Here is a 16,615-nt window from a genome sequence, read left to right on the forward strand (position 1 = left end):
AATTTAAAGCTTTAAACTTATTATACCAGCATCTATAGGAAACACTTGACCTGAAATAGATTTAGATTCATCAGACAATAAATAGTTAGCCAAAGCAGCTACTTCTTTAGGATCTAAATAATCCTTTAAAGGATGACGTTCTTTCATTGTCTCTTTTTGTTTATCATTTCTCAATAAACGAGCTGCTAAAGGTGTATCTGTAACAGTTGGAGCAATTACATTAAATCTAATTTTTGTAGCATATTCAGCAGCTAAAGATTTAGCCAAACCTTCAACTCCTGCCTTGCTAACAGCAATACTTGCATGAAAAGGCATTCCAAGTTTCGTTGCTACAGTACTAAATAGTACAACACTTGCTTGATTATTAATTAATGATTTTTCGTATTTTTTTATAACTTTTACAGCTCCTAAAACATTAATATTAAAATCATTTTGAAAATCTTCTATTTTAAGGCGAGTAAGTGATTTCAAGTTTATACTACCAGGGCAATATACTAATCCATCTATTTTTTCAATATCTGGTAAGTCATCTGCTAAAACATCTAATGAATACTGAGTCACATTATCACTAATATCAACTTTAGAACGACTCATAATTATAATATTACAAGTATTCTTCAATTTATCAACTATTGCTTTTCCAATACCTTTACTTCCTCCAACTACAAGAACTGTTTTCATCTTTAAATAATAATTTTAAATTATAATTACTCTTTTTACATTCTTCCCCTTAACCTCTTCTCTATTTTTCTTTTAATTTCTGTTATACGCTTCATTGTATCCATTAAGGTTTTATCTTTTGTTTTTTTATAGATACTATTTAATGACAAAACCAATTCCTTCGCTTTTCTAGAAGCTAATATTTTTTCATTTCTAGTTCTAAAACTTTTATAATTACTCTCAAAATTTAGAACTTCTTCCATTAAATTTAGTGTACTCATTTTATATAATTTTGTAATTCAACTATTTTTTCTTTTGTATTAAAAACTCCTCCATAAAAACAGGTAATTGTTGAGGATGAATCATCTTTTACACCTCTAGATGATACACATAAATGTTTCGCATCAATAATAACAGCTACATTTTTAGTATTTAAAATAGCCTGCAAATCTGTTGCTATTTGATTTGTTAAACGTTCTTGTACTTGAGGTCGTTTTGCATAATATTGCACTATTCTATTTAACTTAGATAGCCCAATAACTTTTCCTGAGGAAACATACGCAACATGAGCTTTACCTATTATTGGTACAAAATGATGCTCACAATTAGAATAAAATTGAATGTCTTTCTCAATTAACATCTGATTGTACCTATATTTATTATCAAACAAGGCTATTTTAGGTTTATTTTTAGGGTTTAAACCAGAAAAAATTTCATCTATATACATTTTAGCTACTCGCTTAGGTGTTCCATTTAATGAGTCATCAGTTAAATCTAACCCCATAACATCCATTATTTGAGAAAAAAGACTAGCTATTTTTTCCTTTTTCTCATTATCAGATAATGAAAATGCATCATTTTTTAAAGGTGTATCTATTCCTGTATATAAATGATCGTCTCCTATATCTTCTATTGAAAAATCATTTAATGAATTTTTATTTATAAGGGTATTCAACAAAGTTTCTTGGTGTTTCATAAAGTTTAATTTTTAATTCCAAATCATTGGAAATTTCTTTTATTATTTCATCATATATTACTACTGCAATATTTTCTACTGTTGGGTTTTTATTTTTAAATAAAGGAACATCTAGGTTTAAATTTTTATGATCAAATGGCTCTAATACTTTCTCCTTAATAATACTTGACAATATTTTGGTGTCAATAACATACCCAGTATCTACATTAATATGACCTATAACTGTAACTTCTAAATCATAATTATGTCCATGATAATTGGGGTTATTACACTTACCAAAAACTTCTTCATTTTTTTCTTTGCTCCAATGTTTATTATGTAACCTATGCGCTGCATTAAAGTGTTCTTTCCTTGTTATCGCTATTTTATTCATTTATCTTTTTGATATCTTATTATTACTAATACTGCGTTGCCTTGAACACTTAAACCGACCTAAATCATAAGTACGCTTAGCTTCATGTTTAGTTTTCCTTCCTTGTACTCGTTTTCTCCATAATTTAAAGCTTGAAGGCTTTAAGGTTTTCCTCATTAAAACTATTACATCTTGTTCTTTTAAATTGAATTGGAATTTAATAGCATCAAATGTGGTTCTATCTTCCCAAGCCATCTCTATAATTCTATTTAAATCTAAATCGTTATCTAAATTGATACTCTTCACTTATTTTACTTTTTAATAAAAGTATTTTCTGAATAATACTTTTATTTTCATTTTTACGTTTTCCTTTAGTTAGCTGTATATAACTTGAATTGGAATGAATACTAAAATAATCTCCATTAAAAATTACAAGTTTGTAATAAGGTATTACCCACGAAAATCGTTTGAGTTGTTGTGTAAAATGTACTATAATACCTTTCGGTCTTAATTCAATATTTGCATAATTAATGTCTGAAACATTGTTTATTAACTTTTTAAAATTTTCACTTACAGAATAAATTATCATCCTCTTGCTACCAATTCCTTTTAATTTTATTTTTTTAATTAAAGAAAATGGTGAACCAACCAATGCGTTTATTTCATTTTCTTCACTTTTATCCGTGTATGTGGTATTAAAAACTAGCATAATTACTTAACTATATGTTTATTTAATATTCGAATACTTTCTTCTATTACATCTTTATCTTTTCTCATATTCCATATAACATCTGATGCTTTCCTTCTAGTAGATGATATATTTACTATAGGTTTAGGATAATTTACACCTAGGTTAAAATTGTATAACTTTTGCTCTAAGGTTGTTAATTTATAAGGTTCATGCCTAAACCTTACAGGTAGTTGTTCAAGTTCTGGAACCCATTTTGTAATAAATTTAGCATCTGAATCATGTTCTAAACCATTTTTTATAGGATTATAAATCCTAATAGTATTGATTCCTGTTTCACCAGCTTGCATTTGTAATTGAGGAAAATGAATTCCAGGTTCAAAGTCTAAAAATATTTTTGAAAGATATTTAGAAGCATCTTGCCATGGTTGCCATAAATTATGAATGAAAAAGGATACAAGCATTGCTCGCATTCTGAAATTTATATATCCCGTTTCTATTAAACAACGCATTGATGCATCAATAAAAGGAACTCCAGTTAATCCATTTATCCAAGCTTTTTGGTATTTTTCAGAAATTTCTTTTTTTAATTTATGAAACCCTTTATTTAAACTTTCACTTTCCATAATACATTCCATTTCAAACTTTTGAATAAAATGTGCTTGCCATCTTAGTCGTGAGGTAAATGCATCAATAGCTATTTTATTTTTTGCTTTTATTCTATACCCTTGTGCATATTGAAAAACTTCTCTAACTGATAAGTTTCCCCAAGCTATGTATGGAGAAAGTCTACTACAACTTTTTCTTGCTTCATTAGGTTTTGATATATGTTTAGAATAATTAACATAACGTTCATTAAAAAAAGAATTTAAATATTTAATCCCTGTTGATCTTCCTCCAAATTGAAATGAAGTGTTTTTATTTGTTTCTAATGATAACTTATCTAAATTCTTTTCTAAAGATTCTATTTCTTCTTGATTAACAAAATTATTTTGAGACTTTGGATTAAATAGAAACTGGTTAGATTGCATATAAGACTCCCAATCCTCTTTCCATTTAGTTCTATCAGATCTTCCTCTAAATACACCATTATTAATATTCTCTATCCAATCAATTGAATTATTACTACAAAATCGCTTAAAAGTTTTATCTCTATTATATGTTTTTAGGATGCCTGTTTCTTGATGAGAGAAAACAGATTTTATTTTTTTTTGTGATGATAAATAACTAAAAACTGGAAGTATTTCTGATTGTACAACTAAAACTTTTGTATTTAGCTTTTCTAATTCTTTATTTATATCATAAATAGATTCTTTAATAAAGTTCCAGTGTCTTTCCGAATAATGAGGATCATTTAAAAGAATTGGTTCAAATACATATAAAAGCAACACTTTATTACCTGACTGAATTGCATTAAAAACTGCTTCATTATCATGTAATCTAAGGTCTCTTTTAAACCAAACAACTGCTATTTTTTCTTCTTTGATCATTGTTATAATACTAACCTAATCAAAGATACTATTTTTGTTTAACAAAAACAATGTTTAGTTAAACAAAATAAACAATCAATAGTTATCTGGTTCATTAATTATACTCTTAGCCCTTGATTTAACTGATTCTAGAAGCTTTAAATCCATCTTGTTTAAAAGATTAAACATCATAAACATTCTTCTATTTTTTTGCAACTTTTCTTGTTTTGAAGCTAAAAAGTTCCAATACAAGCTATTAAAAGGGCATGCGTTAACAGAAGTTTTATCTTTTTTATTATAACTACAGTCTAAACAATAATTACTCATTTTATCAATATAATTCGCACTAGAAATGTAAGGTTTTGTAGCTATGATTCCTCCATCAGCATATTGACTCATCCCTCTTGTGTTTGGTAATTGTACCCATTCTATAGCATCAATATATACTCCTAAGTACCATTTATCTACTTCTTCAGGATCTACCTCTAATAATAAAGCCAAGTTTCCTAAAACCATTAATCTTTGAATATGATGTGCATATGAATTGTTTAATGAATTTTTCAAGCAATTTTTAACACAATTCATTTTAGTATTCCCTGTCCAAAAAAAATCAGGTAACTTATTTTTATGTTCAAAAAAATTAGTCTTTTTAAAATTAGGCATTAACTTCCAATACATACCTCTCATAAACTCTCTCCATCCTAAAATTTGACGAATAAAACCCTCCGCTTGTGATATACTTATAGCTTCATCATTATAATATGATGTCTCAACTTTTTTAACAACCTCCTTTGGAGTTATTAATTTTATATTTAAAGCAAATGACAACTTTGAATGATAAAGATACACTTCATTAACATTCATAGCATCTTGATAATCTCCAAATAAAGGTAGCAACTCTTTAACAAAATAATTTAGCTGCCCAATGGCCTCATTTCTATTTAACGGATAATCAAAACACCTTTCATTAATAGTACCAAATGTTTTGACTCCAGCTCTTTTAACTTCTGCTACAATTTTTGTTACATCGTGTTTTATATCATATGGTATAGGAATAAGGCTTTCTTCTTTCCACTTTTTTCTGTTACTTTTATCAAAATTCCATTTTCCTCCTACAGGTTTGTCATTTTCAATTAAAACTTGATGTTTTTTTCGCATATATTGATAAAAAGACTCCATAACAGTTTGTTTTTTATCTTTAAAAAAAACAGTTAGCTCTTCTCTTTCTGTATAAAAATGTTCAGAAGAAAGTACAGATGTACTTATAGGTAAGCTAGAAGCTAATGTTTCTAATTCTTCATTTAACCTATACTCATCTGGATATTGGTATTCGAAATGTTTAATATCTTCCTTTTCTATTAATTGTAGTATATTATTTTTAAAATCATGAAAGTTATTTTCATCATTTATTTTAAAGTATATCAAGCTATGTCTCTTTTCATTTAACTTAACAGAAAAATCTCTCATAGCCCCCAAAAAACCAACTATTTTTTGAATGTGATGCTTAACATAACTAGCTTCTTGCTTTGTTTCAAACATGCAATACAATACATTATCATTTACTTCTTTAAACCAAGAATGTTTTATGTTCAGTTGATCTCCTAATATTAGTCTTAATGTTTTCAAAATACTTATTTTAACTCTTTAACCATTTTTTTCTGTATTCTCCTTCTGGATCATAAAATATTGCCTGTTTTTTTACATCAAAAGGGTTGTTTCTTAAATTATTACCAACCCCAGCTATATACATCCAGTTCCCATAATTACTATGTACATCATAATCTAGTAGTAGGCTTTCAAAATATGCTGCACCTATTCGCCAATCTTGTTTTAAGTCATGAACAAAAAATGAAGCTGTATTTTGTCTCCCCCTATTACTCATCCACCCTGTTCGCTTTAATTCTAACATATTTGAATTAACAAAATCATCCGATGTATTACCTTCTACCCAATTCTTTATTACTTTATTATCTATTTTAGTATTAACTTTTTTATTTTGAATACCTTCTTTTTTGAAAATTAAATTACCATGCTTCATAGATACGTACTTAAAAAACTCTCTCCATAAAAGCTCAAAAAACAACCAATACGTAGATTCGTTAGCTATAATTTTATTTTCAAACTCTTTAATTTTCCAATAAATAAATCTTGGAGAAAGAGAGCCATTAGCCAGCCATGCAGAAAATTTAGAGCTATAATTAATACCCAATAATTGATTTCTTGTTTTTTTATAAACTGTTAAATTTTTAGTTTTAAAGAAATAATCATTTACTCTTTTAATAGCCTCATCCTCTCCACCTTCAAAGGGGAATGCTGTTTGTTTTTTATATTTAGGCTCATAATTTGTTGCTTGAAAAAACTCTAAAGTCTCCCCTAACATTACATCTATTTTATCTTGAAGTGGTATTTTATAATTCAATAGTTTAGGAACATCGCAATGTTTTTCAATTTTCTTTCTAAAGCTACTAAATGATCTAGGAAGTTCAGAAAACAAATTCATTACATCATCTACATCAAATAAAAATTGATTAAAAATTGGCTTAACAATTGTCTTTTTTGATAAATGAACTATAACTTTTTCTTCTCCATTTAATTCTTCCTGAGTCCAATTTTTTTGAAAAAATAGATTTACTATTTCAAAATGTTTATTTAATTCAAAAAAAACTTCTTTAACAGAGTTATTATAAATAAACAATGGTATATTATATTTTTTCAACTTGTTTTGAATACATAATACTGTTTCTGCTAGGAATTTTAAACGGAATTTGCCAACCTTTCTATATCCGAATGCTTTGTTTAAGTAACTTTCATTATTAAATAGAAATATGCCAATTATTGGAAGTTTCTTTTTTATAGCTTCATCTAAAACTTTATTATCATGAAGTCTAAGATCATTTCTAAACCATACTAAAGTACATTTTTTGAGTTTTTTCTGCATTTTTTACTACAGTATTTAACAGTATCCCAACTTTTTTCCCATTTCTTTCTCCATGAAAAAGGTAATTTACACACTAAACATGTTTTAAAAGGAAGATGCTGTTTCTTTACGCCTTTCACTATTATTTTTTCACTAAATGATTTAACATACCCTGAAAAACAAAAGCATGAAAAGGCAAAACACTATACCAATACAACCTTCCTAATATACCTTGAGGCCTAAAAACAGCTCTTTGATACAACTTTCCTTTTACTATTTTGAATTCTAACCAAGCTTCACCAGGAAGTTTCATTTCAGCAAACAGTAGTAATCTTTTTTCTTCCTTATCAGCTAAAAGAACCCTCCAAAAATCTAGTGCATCACCAGCAACTAAATCTGTTTTATGTCTTCTACCTCTTCTTAATCCAACTCCTCCAAATAACTTATCTACATATCCTCTCATTTTCCATAAGAAGTTGAATGTATACCAACCATTTTCTCCTCCAATACTCCATATTTTATCTAAAGTTTGCTTTTCATTTACTATTTCTTTACTTCTTACATCTTTAAAACAGCCATACTGTGGTACATTAATATATTGCCCTAATTGTTTATTAAAAACCCCACTTATCATTGCGTCTTTCCAGCTAGATATAACTGAATTTTGGGCTACTTTAGCAAAGGCTTTATTAACTGCTTCCTTATAAGAAATAGGTTCAATTTTTATTATAGAATTAATATTAGAAGGTTTTCCTATTACCTCTACTTTCATACTATCTACTAAAGAACTAGCTAATTTAAATGAGGTAGACGTAACGAAATACAACCAATAAGAAGATAATTTAGGAGTTAAAACTGGTAAGGTTAAAATAAACCTTTTAAAGTTTCTAGCTTCAGCGAACTGTAGTAGCATCTGTTTATAAGTGAGTACTTCAGGTCCATAAATATCATAAGAACCATTATATAACTTCTCCTCTAACAAAGCTTTATTTAAATATGTTAAAACATCTCTTATTGCAATTGGTTGCGTTTTAGTTTTTAGCCATTTTGGAGCAACCATAACCGGTAACTTCTCTACTAAATCACGTATTATTTCAAATGAAGCACTACCACTACCTACAATAATTCCTGCTCTAAATGTTGTTAGTCCATAGTTATTAGATTTTAAAGTTTGTTCTACCTTAAAACGAGACTGTAAATGCTTTGACAATGATTCATCATTAACAATACCGCTTAAATAAATTACTTGCTTACAAATAGTTTTTTCTATTATAGATTTAAAATTTATAGCACATGTATATTCTAACTCTTCAAACTTCTCACTACTTGTAGACATAGAGTGTATTAAATAATATGCTACATCAATATCCATAGGAACGCTAACAGCTTCTACATTTAAAAAATCTATTTTAAGAAATTCTATTTGCTTTTTATTCTTTAAATCCTCTGGAATTCTAGTTAAATCGCGAACACAACAAACTAAACTGTGATTATTTTCTAGTAAACTAGGAATTAAACGTTTTGCTATGTAACCTGTAGTGCCTGTAATAAGTATTTTCATATATATTATTTTTAGGCAATTACAGAAAAACCTTAGTTTTTAGGTCTTTGATAACTTAGCCTTGTTTTTATTTTTGGAACTGTATAAGCATCCAATCCATTAATTGCTGTAACATTACCTTCTAATAAATCGATAAAACCATCTTCTTTTATTAGCGAATCATTAATATGCAAATCGATAATTTCTCCTAAAACTAGTATTGTACCATTTGCTTTTATATAATACTCATCTATATATTTTAATCCAATTTTAATTGGACAGCCTTCAACAAAAGGAGCATAAAAATCATTCAAATACTCTTCTTTTAAATTAGTTTTATCGAATTCAGATATTTCTGATGAATATTTAGCAGAAGTATGATGTGCATCTTCAATAATATCATGATGAATATGATTTATTGTAAAATAACCTGTTTCTTTAATATTATCATATGTATTTCGCCTAACAGAACTAGGTCTAACCACGAAACCTAGTATTGGTGGAGCTGAACCGTAATGAACTACTGAACTAAAAACTGCAACATTAGTTATATTTTTTGTTGATTTAGTACCGATTAGATTCGCTGATTTAAAACCAGAAACACTATTAATTAAGTTAATTTTATACAAATGCTCTAAACTATCAATATAAGCCCTTGTTAAATACATTTATAAACTTTTAAAGTTATTAATTTGAATATGGTTCGCTTTTAAATCATGCATTAAATTATACAATCCAAAAAATGTTCTGTTTATATATATAAAATGCTTTGAACCTCTATTACCATTCATTTTTTTTAATTCAGTGCTTTTAGCATATTTCTGACCTAACTCAGCTATTCTATTAAAAAAAACGTCATCTGAAAAATCAAATACCTCTTCATGAAAAGGTTGGGTAAAAAGAGATAACATTTCATAAAATAATGATTTAAAAAATTTCTTTTCTTCATCAGTATCATCATCTCTTAAAATTTCAAGCTCATATAACTTACTTTCAAAAAACTCAGGGTTTTCTATATTCTCTTTTTGAGCTAATTCAAAATAGGGTACATAAAAACTATCAGGAACCTCTTTCATACACCCAAAATCAATTACTATCAATTCATTTTTATCTGAAACCAAAAAATTACCTGGATGTGGATCTGCATGTACTTTTTTTAATACATGCATTTGATACATATAAAAATCCCACAAAGCTTGTCCTATTTTATTTAAAACTTCAACAGAATTATTTTTTGAAGTAAATTCCGATAAATGAACTCCTTCCATCCAATCCATAGTTAAAATTTTCTCTGAGGAATATTCAGAATAGTAATTTGGAAATTTCAAATTTGGTATATTCTTACACTGTTCAGCAATTTCTTTGCTTTGTTGAAGTTCTAATACATAATTAGTCTCTTCGGTTAATTTATTTTCAACCTCTTTAAAATACTCATCTGAACCTTCCCCTTTTATGTTAAACATTTTAATAGCTATTGGCTTCACCATTGCTAAATCAGAAGAAATACTTTCAGCCACTCCAGGATATTGAATTTTAACTGCCAAATTCTTACTTCCTTTAGTTGCTTTATGAACCTGCCCTATACTAGCTGCATTCACTGATTTAGCAGTAAACGTATCAAACACTTCTAAAGGTGATTTTTTAAAATAATTTTTAAAGGTTTTCACAACTAAAGGAGGCGATAATGGCGGAACAGAAAATTGCGATAATGAAAATTTTTCTACATAAGCACTTGGTAAAATGTTTTTTTCCATGCTTAACATTTGTGCTACTTTTAAAGCTGATCCTTTTAAGGTTTTTAATCCATCATAAATATCAGTTGCATTAGCTTCATTTAAATTTTCCTTAGCCTCCTCTTCTGATTTTACTATCTTCTCTCCATAGTATTTAGCATAATTAACGCCTACTTTTAATCCAGTAGTAATTAATTTAGAAGCACGTTGAATTTTTGATGTTGGAATGTTATCTATACTTTTCATACTGTAGGCATTTTTTCTTTCCACAAAAATTTAGCAAAATCAAACACACTTTGAACAGGTGTTATATCTCTTAAATCAAAACTTGCTTTCACTGATTTTTCAATAAAAATATCTGTTTTTTCAAAATTTTCTGACTCATCATCTAGCCAAAATTGGATTGTAAATAGTAAATGCATCCATGAAGCTTCTAAAAACCCTTTGTCATGAATTTTATTTGCTGTTTTATTTTTAAAATCAATTTTATCTGTGTGAATTTCTGCGGAAATATATTCTTGAAACTCTAATCTTAATTTTGATAATAATTTTAAAGATTCTAATTTATTCTTGTTTTGTTTCAACTTTAAAGTTACATAGGACCTATTAGCTGATAACAATTCAAAAAATGTATAGTAAAAACTTAATAATTTACTTTTAGAATCATACATTTTGTAATCATCATTTTTTAATAATAATTCAACCGTTTTACTACAAAAAATTGCAAAAACTTTTTTCTCAAGAGTTTCAAAACTATTGAAGTGTCTATAGAATTCACTTTCTTCAAAATTATTATTCTTTGAAAAAGCATATATTGTACTTGAAGTATTTGTTCCCATTAATACTTCATCCATATATAATTCTATTATTTTATGTGCTGTTATATTTTTTTTTCGAGCCATTGTTATTTATTTTAATTGTTTAAAACTATATAAGCATTTAAACTAGTTGCGATAGTCATCCAAACCAAATAAGGTACTATTAATAAGGTATAAACTCCTAAGGTTTTTATGTATTTAAAAGTAAAATAACCTATTAATAACCATAAAATTATTATTACTACAAGTCCTAATATAGTTTGATGATTATTAAAGAAAGCTAAGTTCCAACTTACATTCAATATCCACTGAACACTATACAATACAATCAATTCTTTATTAAAAAAATTAAACTTAAAGCTCAATTTAGTCATGTAGAAAGAAAAGAAGAACATAATTGATGACCAGGCTGCACCAAACACCCATCCAGGCGGAGTCCACGGAGCTTTATTTAGCGAAAGGTACCATTCAGCTCTAGGTCCATTTTCCATTAATATTACACCTATATATAACGCTAAATAATTAACAATTAAAAAAACAACAAAGCGTACAAGAGGTTTATTTTTCATGCTCCCTTTTTTTTAAATAATTAAACAATAATTGTATTGAAAACAGTAAATTAAAAGCGTAAAACACATCCTCAAATGGAATAGTAAATATTCTAAAATTTAAATTTTCAGTATTATCATACCATACTACTGGTTCATCAATAAAACTTCCTGTTAAAATTCCGTTTATTAATAAAAATGGAATCATTATTACTATAAAACTTGGCAAATAATTAGCTAAAACATGTAAATGATTCTTAATACTATAAATTAATAATAGTATGAAAAATATAAAGTTTACAGTAGTATACCATTTACCAAAATTAAAAATTAATAAAAAACACACTAATACCAATAGCAAAGTTGAAACTATAATTGTTGTTCCTTTTGATAACTTAAAGTTTGGTAAATAGAATTTTAAAACTTCATGAGTAAATAAGCAAGCATAAGGAATACAGAAAAAAAACATACATTCTTCAAGTGGCATTCCTAGAATATCAATTGATAAATGATAATCTGGATTAAATCCCCAAACTCCATAGTAAGTAAAAATACCATCCCATATTAAAAATGGTATCGCTACCAAAACAATACTTAATACAACTGCTTTAAAATATTGAATAAAGTGAAATTCTTTTTCAAAAAAACTATACATTAAAGGAATACTTAAACTCCCTAAATTTAATATGAGATATAAGTAATTGTTCATTGCTACTGTCTTTTTTTGAAATATTTAAAAGGAACAAACAACATTCCAAAACATTCTCCATCTGGTTTTCCTAAATGTTTGTGATGAATTTTATGTGCTTTCCTTAAACCTCTTAAATATCTATTACTTGTGTTTTTAAACCAATTAAATCTACGATGAATAAGAACATCATGAATTAAAAAGTAAGCTAAGCCATAAAGCAAAATACCTAAACCAATAAAAAATAAAGAATTTAATTCAGGCCTAATCCCAAAATAAAAAAGTAAAATACTTGGTACAGCAAAAACTACAAAAAAAGCATCATTTTTTTCAAAAACATGAGGATATCCTGGTTGATGATGATCTTCATGTAAAAACCATCCAAATCCATGCATTACATATTTATGTGTACACCAAGTAACACCTTCCATAATTATAAAAGTTCCTATTGTTACAACTGCAAATGTGATCATAAAGATGTATTCTTTTTTATATAAAAATCTAAATAGTCTGAAGTGTCTTTTATTTTCATAATATTACTTAAGAACAATTTATCTTCTGTTATGTTTGATTTATAATTTAGTAACGAAGGAACATTCTCTTGAATAACTAATCGTATGTACCTTAAATCTACATTATCAGGGTTATCCCTAATTAATCCTTCTAATTTCTTTTTTCCCTTATTAAAAATTGATAATTTTTTCCAAGGGAAAAATTTATATTTAGCTTGCTTCATTTCTAAAGAAACTACATAAGCAATAATATTTATTTTAGAACTGTTTTTGTATTTATTTATAAACTCAACTTCTTGCTTTTTAGTTGTTGCTTTATGATATGATTGAACATAATCAGGAATGCTATCAAAAATTAACACATTAAAAAATAAAAAGGTAAACAACCACTTCATTTATAATAAATTTAATTTATACCTAGCATACCCTCTCATAAGTAAGCTAATTTTCAAGCTATTTGAAATTCTAATTCTTGTATCCATTATTTGAGAAGAAGGGACGGACTTTAATTTTTTTAATAATCTTCTATAATATCTATAAGCAATATAAACTCCAAATTTAGCTTCAACTGGTAATTTTAAAACTCCGTTTTTATAAGCATACTCAAAATCATCTTCAATTTCTTTTATAATTTGTTCTTTTGAATCCTTATCTAACTGTTTTAAATCGATGTTTGGGAAATAAGATCTATTCAATAATTCAATATCATCTTTTAAATCACGTAAAAAATTAACTTTTTGAAAAGCTGAACCTAATCTCATTGCAGCTTTTTTTAATTCTTCGTATTTCTTATTATCACCTTTAACAAAAACTCGTAAACACATTAAACCAACTACGTCAGCAGAACCATATATATATTCATTATATTCTTCTTGAGTAGTATATTCCGTTTTAAATAAATCTGCTTTCATGCTTTTTAAAAATGCTTGAATTAATTCATCTTCTATATGATATTTATTTACAGTTTGTATAAAAGAATTCAAAATAGGATTTAAACTAATTCCCTGATGCTTGCCTAAATAATAATTTTTTTCAAACTGATACATCAATGCTTCTTTGTCATATTCATGAAATGTATCAACTATTTCATCTGCAAATCTTACAAATCCATAAATATTATATACTGCAGCTCTAATTTCGGGGGCTAACATTCTTGTTGCTAAAGAAAAAGAAGTACTGTATTTTTTAGTTACTAATTTACTGCAATTGTAGGATACTTGATCAAATAATTGTTTCATTATTTACGTGTTTTTAAGATTAGTTCTGAAGCTACTTTACCCGAAATTAAAGACGGTGGTACACCCGGTCCTGGAACCGTTAATTGTCCTGTAAAATATAGGTTGTTTACCTTATTACTTTTGATTTTAGGTCTTAAAAAAGCAGTTTGTGTTAGAATATTAGCTAATCCATAAGCGTTTCCTTTATAAGAATTGTAATCTTTTATAAAATCATTTACACAATAACTTTCTTTAAATAAAATAGAATCTCTTACTTTTTGACCTGTTAATTTTTCTAGCCTTTCTATAACAATATTAAAATACTTTTCCCTTATTTTAGGAGTATCTTCTATACCTGGCGCCAAAGGAATTAAAATTGTTCCTGCTTCTTTATTTTCAGGAGCAAATGAATCATCAGTTATTGATGGAAAACTTGCATAAAATAGAGGTTTTTCTGGCCAACTAGGATTGTCATAAATTGTTTTTGCATGTTCATCAAAGTCTGTATCAAAAAACAACGTGTGATGACATACATTTTTTAATTTTTTATCAAACCCAATATAAAACAATAAAGATGATGGTGCAAATGTTTTATTTGACCAATACTTTTCTGAATATTGCCTAAACTTAGTTGGTAATAGTGTTTCAGTATGGTGATAGTCAGCACCACTTAAAATTAAATTTGTTTCAACTCTTTCCCCATTTACCTGCATTCCTGAAACTTTATTACTTTCATCTACTTCAATAGAATTTATTGTAACATTAGTTTTAAACTGAACTCCTAAATCTTTTGCCAATTTAGACATTCCTTCAATTACCTTATACATTCCTCCGACCGGATGCCATGTACCTAAAGAAAAATCAGCATAATTCATGAAATTATAAAATGCAGGTGTATTACTAGGTTTTGCACCTAAAAACAATACAGGAAACTCTAGTATCTGAATTAATTTTTCACTTTTTATTTTCTTTCTAACTTGCTTTCGTATCGTAGAAAAAAACTGGCTTAATCTGACTGCTGTTTTAAATGAAATCAACTCTAATGGTGAAACCCCTGGCTTATATACCATATCTTTCACAGCTATATCATAATTATCTTCAGCAGATTTCATAAATTTAATTAAGTGTTTAGAACTGCCTTTTTCTTCTTTTTCGAAAACATCACATATTTCTTGAAAATTGTCGGGAATAACAATACTATCGTTTTTACCAAAATAAACTTGGTAAGCTGGCGATAATTTTTCTAACTTGTAATAATCAGAGGGTTTCTTACCAAAATCAGCAAAAAACTTTTCAAATACATCTGGCATCCAGTACCATGTTGGTCCGATATCAAATGTAAACCCATCATTTAAATACTGTCTTGCTCTACCACCAATAGTTTTATTTTTCTCATAAACTACAACTTCATAACCATACTTAGCTAAATAGCATGCTGCAGACAATGATGAAAAACCTGATCCTATTATTGATATTTTATTTTCTTGTTTAATCATATTAACACAAAGTTAAACAAAATTAATTTATATATAGAATTTAAAGTGTCATTTTTTTGTTAAAACAATAACAACTTAACAAATTAGAGACTTAATAACTATATTTTCTCTAATACTTTTATAACCGAAGGATAAACCTTTATATTCGAATTGAATAGTTCATTTTCAACTAACATGGCTTTATTACCAATACCTATGAATTTATGGTTAGTTGTACTCAGTATTTCATCTATTTCTTTAAAATAACCTTTTATTTTATCTTCGTAAGGCTTTACAGTCATTGAAGAAACAAAACACATTTTGGTATCGCTATCAAAAAAGTAACTTAAATTATTCAATGGTAAACTTTGTCCTAAATAGATAGTTCTGTAGCCCCTTAATACCAGTTCATAATTTAAGTACAAAAGCCCTATCTCATGTATTTCACCATCAGGAAGGAATAAAACATACGTAATATCTTCTTTAGTGGTTATGTACTCTAAATTTTCAGTATTAAGTTGTATTTTTTGAATTATTAAATTAGATATAAAATGCTCATGAGCTGGAAGTAAAGTATCTGTTTGCCATAATAAACCAATATTTTCAAGAAAAGGAACAAATACATCTTTAAATATTTGCCTAAATGTTTTTTTATGTAAAAGTTTGTTATATGTATTATTAAACAATACTTTATCAAATTGAAACATTGATATTTTAAAAGAATTTATAGCTTCATCTCCTACAGCATAATTAAAAGATAATTCACGAGCAGTCACTTTTACTTGCTCATCAGACATTTCTGCAATTTTTGATATCTTATACTTATGCTTATTTAATAAGGCTACATTTAATAACTTTAAAAGGCTTTCTGAAGAATAATAACGAATATTGGTATCCGTTCTTTTAGGCTGAAATAAATTATATCTTTTTTCCCATATCCTAATAGTATGTGCCTTGATCCCAGAAATATTTTCTAGATCTTTAATTGTGAATATGGTTTTTATATTGTTCAATATATTTTT

Annotated in this window: 21 protein-coding genes; all 21 read right to left on the reverse strand. The window is 27.2% G+C overall.

Annotated elements, in window-relative coordinates; genetic code table 11:
- Positions 1–3: 3 nt before the first annotated feature.
- The 21 genes from ACKTTQ_RS10985 to ACKTTQ_RS11085 all read right to left on the reverse strand — a co-directional run bounded on the left by ACKTTQ_RS10985 (position 4) and on the right by ACKTTQ_RS11085 (position 16,606).
- Positions 4–681 (reverse strand): SDR family NAD(P)-dependent oxidoreductase, encoded by a 678-nt coding sequence (locus ACKTTQ_RS10985; protein ID WP_408049225.1) that lies wholly within the window; start codon positions 679–681, stop codon positions 4–6.
- A gap of 35 nt (positions 682–716) precedes the next feature.
- A complete protein-coding gene (locus ACKTTQ_RS10990) occupies positions 717–941 on the reverse strand; it encodes a hypothetical protein (protein WP_093871091.1) in 225 nt (74 codons plus the stop codon).
- Positions 938–1,636 carry a GTP cyclohydrolase I FolE gene (gene folE, locus ACKTTQ_RS10995; RefSeq protein ID WP_113787073.1) on the reverse strand — a complete coding sequence of 233 codons (699 nt, stop codon included), beginning with the start codon at positions 1,634–1,636 and terminating at the stop codon, positions 938–940. Before folE ends, ACKTTQ_RS10990 begins: the two co-directional genes overlap by 4 nt.
- Positions 1,596–2,009: a 6-pyruvoyl trahydropterin synthase family protein gene (locus ACKTTQ_RS11000; protein WP_093871089.1), complete on the reverse strand. Its 414-nt coding sequence runs from the start codon at positions 2,007–2,009 to the stop codon at positions 1,596–1,598. Before ACKTTQ_RS11000 ends, folE begins: the two co-directional genes overlap by 41 nt.
- Positions 2,010–2,285: a TIGR03643 family protein gene (locus ACKTTQ_RS11005; protein WP_113787303.1), complete on the reverse strand. Its 276-nt coding sequence runs from the start codon at positions 2,283–2,285 to the stop codon at positions 2,010–2,012.
- On the reverse strand, positions 2,272–2,697 hold the full coding sequence (locus ACKTTQ_RS11010; RefSeq protein ID WP_093871088.1) for a hypothetical protein: 426 nt from the start codon (positions 2,695–2,697) through the stop codon (positions 2,272–2,274). Before ACKTTQ_RS11010 ends, ACKTTQ_RS11005 begins: the two co-directional genes overlap by 14 nt.
- Before the next feature lie 2 nt (positions 2,698–2,699).
- On the reverse strand, positions 2,700–4,166 hold the full coding sequence (locus ACKTTQ_RS11015) for a cryptochrome/deoxyribodipyrimidine photo-lyase family protein (RefSeq protein WP_408049226.1): 1,467 nt from the start codon (positions 4,164–4,166) through the stop codon (positions 2,700–2,702).
- Positions 4,167–4,241: 75 nt separating this feature from the next.
- On the reverse strand, positions 4,242–5,771 hold the full coding sequence (locus tag ACKTTQ_RS11020; protein WP_408049227.1) for a cryptochrome/photolyase family protein: 1,530 nt from the start codon (positions 5,769–5,771) through the stop codon (positions 4,242–4,244).
- Between the two features lie 10 nt (positions 5,772–5,781).
- Entirely contained in the window at positions 5,782–7,083 is a 1,302-nt protein-coding gene (locus ACKTTQ_RS11025; protein WP_408049228.1) for a DASH family cryptochrome, read from the reverse strand.
- Positions 7,053–7,202 (reverse strand): DUF2256 domain-containing protein, encoded by a 150-nt coding sequence (locus ACKTTQ_RS11030; RefSeq protein ID WP_113787068.1) that lies wholly within the window; start codon positions 7,200–7,202, stop codon positions 7,053–7,055. Before ACKTTQ_RS11030 ends, ACKTTQ_RS11025 begins: the two co-directional genes overlap by 31 nt.
- Positions 7,203–7,204: 2 nt before the next feature.
- Entirely contained in the window at positions 7,205–8,623 is a 1,419-nt protein-coding gene (locus tag ACKTTQ_RS11035) for an SDR family oxidoreductase (protein WP_113787067.1), read from the reverse strand.
- Positions 8,624–8,655: 32 nt separating this feature from the next.
- The gene (locus tag ACKTTQ_RS11040) at positions 8,656–9,270 is read right to left on the reverse strand and encodes a flavin reductase family protein (protein ID WP_408049229.1); all 615 of its coding nucleotides are present in this window, start codon (positions 9,268–9,270) and stop codon (positions 8,656–8,658) included.
- Positions 9,271–10,581: an ABC1 kinase family protein gene (locus ACKTTQ_RS11045; protein WP_408049230.1), complete on the reverse strand. Its 1,311-nt coding sequence runs from the start codon at positions 10,579–10,581 to the stop codon at positions 9,271–9,273. It lies immediately after the preceding gene.
- Positions 10,578–11,237, reverse strand: a complete 660-nt coding sequence (locus ACKTTQ_RS11050; RefSeq protein ID WP_408049231.1) for a TetR family transcriptional regulator C-terminal domain-containing protein — start codon at positions 11,235–11,237, stop codon at positions 10,578–10,580. Before ACKTTQ_RS11050 ends, ACKTTQ_RS11045 begins: the two co-directional genes overlap by 4 nt.
- 11 nt (positions 11,238–11,248) lie before the next feature.
- Positions 11,249–11,722, reverse strand: coding sequence for a TspO/MBR family protein (locus tag ACKTTQ_RS11055; protein WP_408049232.1), 474 nt, complete (start codon positions 11,720–11,722; stop codon positions 11,249–11,251).
- Positions 11,712–12,410, reverse strand: a complete 699-nt coding sequence (locus ACKTTQ_RS11060; RefSeq protein ID WP_113787063.1) for a lycopene cyclase domain-containing protein — start codon at positions 12,408–12,410, stop codon at positions 11,712–11,714. The genes ACKTTQ_RS11055 and ACKTTQ_RS11060 overlap by 11 nt, the downstream gene beginning before the upstream one ends.
- 2 nt (positions 12,411–12,412) lie before the next feature.
- Positions 12,413–12,862, reverse strand: coding sequence for a sterol desaturase family protein (locus ACKTTQ_RS11065; protein WP_176974406.1), 450 nt, complete (start codon positions 12,860–12,862; stop codon positions 12,413–12,415).
- On the reverse strand, positions 12,859–13,296 hold the full coding sequence (locus ACKTTQ_RS11070) for a hypothetical protein (RefSeq protein WP_299133704.1): 438 nt from the start codon (positions 13,294–13,296) through the stop codon (positions 12,859–12,861). Before ACKTTQ_RS11070 ends, ACKTTQ_RS11065 begins: the two co-directional genes overlap by 4 nt.
- Entirely contained in the window at positions 13,297–14,139 is an 843-nt protein-coding gene (locus ACKTTQ_RS11075; RefSeq protein WP_299133701.1) for a phytoene/squalene synthase family protein, read from the reverse strand.
- Positions 14,139–15,614 (reverse strand): phytoene desaturase family protein, encoded by a 1,476-nt coding sequence (locus ACKTTQ_RS11080; protein WP_408049233.1) that lies wholly within the window; start codon positions 15,612–15,614, stop codon positions 14,139–14,141. Before ACKTTQ_RS11080 ends, ACKTTQ_RS11075 begins: the two co-directional genes overlap by 1 nt.
- A gap of 98 nt (positions 15,615–15,712) precedes the next feature.
- Positions 15,713–16,606: a MerR family transcriptional regulator gene (locus ACKTTQ_RS11085; RefSeq protein ID WP_408049234.1), complete on the reverse strand. Its 894-nt coding sequence runs from the start codon at positions 16,604–16,606 to the stop codon at positions 15,713–15,715.
- Between the last annotated feature and the right edge of the window lie 9 nt (positions 16,607–16,615).

Origin of the sequence: Tenacibaculum halocynthiae, assembly GCF_964512825.1 — a bacterium.
In the GTDB taxonomy this organism is placed as follows: domain Bacteria; phylum Bacteroidota; class Bacteroidia; order Flavobacteriales; family Flavobacteriaceae; genus Polaribacter; species Polaribacter halocynthiae.

Bases quoted from the DNA above. Each gene is read 5' to 3' on its own strand.
- ACKTTQ_RS11050 (WP_408049231.1), bottom strand. From the start codon at position 11,237: ATGGCTCGAAAAAAAAATATAACAGCACATAAAATAATAGAATTATAT.
- ACKTTQ_RS11055 (WP_408049232.1), bottom strand. From the start codon at position 11,722: ATGAAAAATAAACCTCTTGTACGCTTTGTTGTTTTTTTAATTGTTAAT.
- folE (WP_113787073.1), bottom strand. From the start codon at position 1,636: ATGAAACACCAAGAAACTTTGTTGAATACCCTTATAAATAAAAATTCA.
- ACKTTQ_RS10990 (WP_093871091.1), bottom strand. From the start codon at position 941: ATGAGTACACTAAATTTAATGGAAGAAGTTCTAAATTTTGAGAGTAAT.
- ACKTTQ_RS11075 (WP_299133701.1), bottom strand. From the start codon at position 14,139: ATGAAACAATTATTTGATCAAGTATCCTACAATTGCAGTAAATTAGTA.
- ACKTTQ_RS11065 (WP_176974406.1), bottom strand. From the start codon at position 12,862: ATGATCACATTTGCAGTTGTAACAATAGGAACTTTTATAATTATGGAA.
- ACKTTQ_RS11080 (WP_408049233.1), bottom strand. From the start codon at position 15,614: ATGATTAAACAAGAAAATAAAATATCAATAATAGGATCAGGTTTTTCA.
- ACKTTQ_RS11010 (WP_093871088.1), bottom strand. From the start codon at position 2,697: ATGCTAGTTTTTAATACCACATACACGGATAAAAGTGAAGAAAATGAA.
- ACKTTQ_RS11015 (WP_408049226.1), bottom strand. From the start codon at position 4,166: ATGATCAAAGAAGAAAAAATAGCAGTTGTTTGGTTTAAAAGAGACCTT.
- ACKTTQ_RS11025 (WP_408049228.1), bottom strand. From the start codon at position 7,083: ATGCAGAAAAAACTCAAAAAATGTACTTTAGTATGGTTTAGAAATGAT.
- ACKTTQ_RS10985 (WP_408049225.1), bottom strand. From the start codon at position 681: ATGAAAACAGTTCTTGTAGTTGGAGGAAGTAAAGGTATTGGAAAAGCA.
- ACKTTQ_RS11070 (WP_299133704.1), bottom strand. From the start codon at position 13,296: ATGAAGTGGTTGTTTACCTTTTTATTTTTTAATGTGTTAATTTTTGAT.
- ACKTTQ_RS11000 (WP_093871089.1), bottom strand. From the start codon at position 2,009: ATGAATAAAATAGCGATAACAAGGAAAGAACACTTTAATGCAGCGCAT.
- ACKTTQ_RS11060 (WP_113787063.1), bottom strand. From the start codon at position 12,410: ATGAACAATTACTTATATCTCATATTAAATTTAGGGAGTTTAAGTATT.
- ACKTTQ_RS11035 (WP_113787067.1), bottom strand. From the start codon at position 8,623: ATGAAAATACTTATTACAGGCACTACAGGTTACATAGCAAAACGTTTA.
- ACKTTQ_RS11040 (WP_408049229.1), bottom strand. From the start codon at position 9,270: ATGTATTTAACAAGGGCTTATATTGATAGTTTAGAGCATTTGTATAAA.
- ACKTTQ_RS11045 (WP_408049230.1), bottom strand. From the start codon at position 10,581: ATGAAAAGTATAGATAACATTCCAACATCAAAAATTCAACGTGCTTCT.